Source organism: uncultured Caballeronia sp. (assembly GCF_964243625.1).
In the GTDB taxonomy this organism is placed as follows: domain Bacteria; phylum Pseudomonadota; class Gammaproteobacteria; order Burkholderiales; family Burkholderiaceae; genus Caballeronia.
In genome coordinates, this window is sequence record NZ_CAXTGZ010000629.1 from 1 (window position 1) to 3,492 (window position 3,492).

4 protein-coding genes are annotated in these 3,492 nt (G+C 60.5%); all 4 read right to left on the reverse strand.

The genetic code is table 11. The features are described from left to right. The coding region (locus tag ACFFAR_RS28300; protein ID WP_375508916.1) for an amidohydrolase family protein at positions 1-880 on the reverse strand (880 nt) is incomplete at its 3' end. Between the two features lie 10 nt (positions 881-890). After that, the gene (locus ACFFAR_RS28305) at positions 891-1,703 is read right to left on the reverse strand and encodes an ABC transporter permease (protein WP_062002307.1); all 813 of its coding nucleotides are present in this window, start codon (positions 1,701-1,703) and stop codon (positions 891-893) included. Positions 1,704-1,738: 35 nt separating this feature from the next. Further along, positions 1,739-2,542, reverse strand: coding sequence for an ATP-binding cassette domain-containing protein (locus tag ACFFAR_RS28310; protein WP_174364835.1), 804 nt, complete (start codon positions 2,540-2,542; stop codon positions 1,739-1,741). Between the two features lie 3 nt (positions 2,543-2,545). Then, positions 2,546-3,490, reverse strand: coding sequence for a Rieske 2Fe-2S domain-containing protein (locus ACFFAR_RS28315; RefSeq protein ID WP_375508917.1), 945 nt, complete (start codon positions 3,488-3,490; stop codon positions 2,546-2,548). Positions 3,491-3,492: the final 2 nt, after the last annotated feature.

A 3,492-nucleotide genomic window follows, 5' to 3' on the forward strand; every position in this document is an offset into this window, starting at 1 on the left:
CCGTGCGCGTTTGCGCGAGCATCGCAATTTCGTCGGCATCGAGCTTCACGAGATGTGCGTACCAGACATCGCTGCCAAGCCAGTCGTGCTCGCCGCAAAACGCAACCGGCGAACATGCGTGCATGGCATGCGCGCTGTCCTGATACGACACGGTCTCCGATAGATGACTATGCAAACGCAACCCGAGCCGCCGGGCAACCGCCGCGGTCTGCCGCATCTCGGCCGGGGAGATGGAATACAAAACCGTGGTCGGCGCCATCACGACGCGGCGCATCGCCCGCGGCGATGCATCGTGATAAGTCGCCGAAAGCCGCTCGATATCCGCAATATACGAATCGATGGATTCAGGCCGCAACGCGCTCGGCAACTCGGCTTCCAATTGCCGCGTTTTTGTCGCGCCGCCGCGCAGCAGCACGAAACGCAAGCCGAGCTTTTCGGCTTCATCGAAGAGAATGGCGGAACTGTCGAACGGCATGCCCGGGTAATACACGTAGTTGTGATCGGCGACCGTCGTGCAGCCCGAGCGCATCAACTCGATCATCCCGATGCGCGCCGCGAGACGGAACCGTTTTTCGTCGAACGATGCACGGAAGCGATACGGCGTTGCTGCAAGCCACGGGGTCAGCGATGCGTTGAGCCCGGCCGTATCACCCTTGAGCAAGGACTGAAACAGATGATGATGGGTGTTGACCCATGCCGGATAAACCACGCAATCGGTAGCGTCGATCACCGTCTCACCGGCATGCGGCACGAGCGCGCCGATTGTCTGGATAGTCTCGCCTTCAATGCGGATATCGGGGCCTGCCGCACGCGACGGATCGTCGGGGCTGCCTGCGCCACCGGTCATGATGGCCGCTGCATTTCGAATCAGGATACTCATGTCATCGCGCTCACAGTTCGCTTTCGTGCCAGCCGCGCAAACCGATGCGCGACACCCATGCGGTGATGCCAAACAGCACCACGCCTGTTACCGTAATCAGGAACAACGCAGCAAAGAGCCGCGGAATGTTCAACTGAAAACCCGCTTGCAGGATCTGATAAGCAAGCCCCGCGCCGCTGCCGCCCGTGCCGGCCACGAACTCGGCCACCACCGCGCCGATCAGCGACAACCCGCTCGATATGCGCAAGCCACCGAAGAAATACGGCAGCGCACTCGGAATGCGCAGGCGCACGAGCGTCTGCCAACGTGTCGCGCGATTGATGCGAAACAGGTTGATCAGCCCCGGGTTCACGCTACGCAACCCGAGCGCCGTGTTCGAGATGATCGGGAACAGGGCCACGAGCGTAGCGCAGATCACGAGTGCGAAGGTGGTGTCCTTCACCCAGATGATGATGAGCGGCGCAATCGCGACGATCGGCGTGACTTGCAAAAGGATCGCGTACGGGAAAAAACTCGCTTCGATCAATGGACTCTGCACGAACAGCAACGCAATCGTCACGCCAATCACGGTTGCAAGCGCGAACGCGAGCAACGTGATCTTGAGCGTTGCAGCCAGCGCCGCGAGCAGCATCGGGCCGTCTTTCAGCAACTGGATTGCAATGTCGTGCGGCGCGGGTACGAGATAAACCGGCACTTTGAACAACGCGCACCAGCCTTCCCATAACAGCAACATCACAATGCCGACGAACCAGGGCGCTGCGGCTTTCATTGCCCCGGGACGATGCAAGAGCGGCCGCCTCTCGACCTTCGATAACCGTTTCATGGCGGACGTGCGGGACGTAAGTGTCGGGCTGGTCATCAGTGCGCCCCTAGAGAGGTGTGATGTGCATCGCTGATGAGATCGGAGAGCGTCTTGCAATGCTGCATGAAAGGCGCGGACACGCGATACGCATCGTCGCGCTCCGCGGCCCCGTCGATCGCCACCTCCGCAATCACCCTCCCCGGCCGCGCCTGCATCACGACCACGCGCTCCGACAAATACACCGACTCGTAAATGCTGTGCGTGACGAACACGACCGTCATGCCGCGCTTTTTCCACAACGTACGCAGATCGCTGTCGAGCTTGTTGCGCGTGAATTCATCGAGCGCGCCGAAGGGTTCATCGAGGAGCAGCAAATCGGGTTCGGTTACAAGCGCACGCGCGAGCGAAGCACGCATCTGCATGCCGCCCGACAACTCGCGCGGCCGCACCTTGCCGAAATTTTCCAGGCCGACGTTCGCGAGTGCGTCGGCAACACGCGCATCGGCGTCACGCCTTGGAACGCCCGCAAGATCCAGCGGCAAACGCACGTTATCCGCAATGCTCGCCCACGGCATCAATGTCGCTTCCTGGAAGACCATCGACATGCGGCGACCGGCTGAGCCGACCGTATCGAAAGGCTGGCCCCACCAGCGCATGTGTCCGTGCGTCGGCGTCTCGATACCCGCGAACATCTTCAGCAACGTGCTTTTGCCGCAGCCCGACGGCCCGAGCAGCGAGACGAAATCGCCTTGAGGAATCGTCAGCCGCACATCTTCCAGCGCAACCGTGCCGTTTGCATAGATCTTGTCGACGCGCTGCACCGAAAGCGCAGCCGCGGCATCAGGGGGATTGGCGTTCATGCTTCACTCCTCCGTTGCAATGCGAAAGACTTCGCGCTCGCCGTGCTCTTCGAGCAGTTTCAGCAACATCCGGCGCATCAGCAGACCAGGTTGATCCGACGCCATGTGGCACTCCTGTTGACGACGAATGTCGATACACGCGTCATAGTCGGTTGCCTCGAGAATCTCGCGGTCTTCGTCGGTGATGGGACGATCCCAGTCGATCAGCTCCTGTGTCGAGCACGCCTCCTCGCTGTCGTTGCGGTAGAGCCATTGCACGAGCATCATGGTTTTATCGTCGATAGGCGTAGCGCAGTTGTAGATGATGTGATGCACGCCGCTTGCCGGATACATGCAGCCGAAGCGCCGCGAAAACGGCATGAACCACCGGTTCACGAGGTGGCGTTCGGTGACGTCGTCGGTCGTGCCCGTGATGCGGAAACTCGCCTGCGGATTGCGAATGGGCACATGCGTTTCCGCTTCGAAGCCCCATTCGTTGGGTCGAAATTCATACTTCGACGGTTGCGGACTATTGAAAAGACCGAAGTTCGATTTATGCACGAAGCTGAAATGCGAATTGTCGAATGAGTTTTCCATCATGCGCAGCGGGCTCGTGTTCCACTGCTCGTAGAATTGCATGATGCGTCTGTAGCCCGGCGTGAACTCCTCCGGAAACTCGGGAATGGGTTGCAGCGGCTCTTCGAGCGCGACCCACGCGTAACCGTAACGCTCCTCGCACCTGAACGACTCCACGATCGCCCGCGACGGAATCTCGCCGCCCGCGTTCTGCGGGATCTTCACGCATTGCCCCGTGCAGTCGTAGGTCCATCCGTGATAACCGCACGCGATGTTGCCATCGGCGTCAACGAAGCCTTTCGAGAGCTTGGCGGTTCTATGACAGCACCGGTCGCGCAACGCGTGAGGTTTGCCGCCCGCACCCTTCCACAGCACGATGCCGACGCCCAGCAGAG

Bases quoted from the DNA above. Each gene is read 5' to 3' on its own strand.
- ACFFAR_RS28305 (WP_062002307.1), bottom strand. From the start codon at position 1,703: ATGAAACGGTTATCGAAGGTCGAGAGGCGGCCGCTCTTGCATCGTCCC.
- ACFFAR_RS28310 (WP_174364835.1), bottom strand. From the start codon at position 2,542: ATGAACGCCAATCCCCCTGATGCCGCGGCTGCGCTTTCGGTGCAGCGC.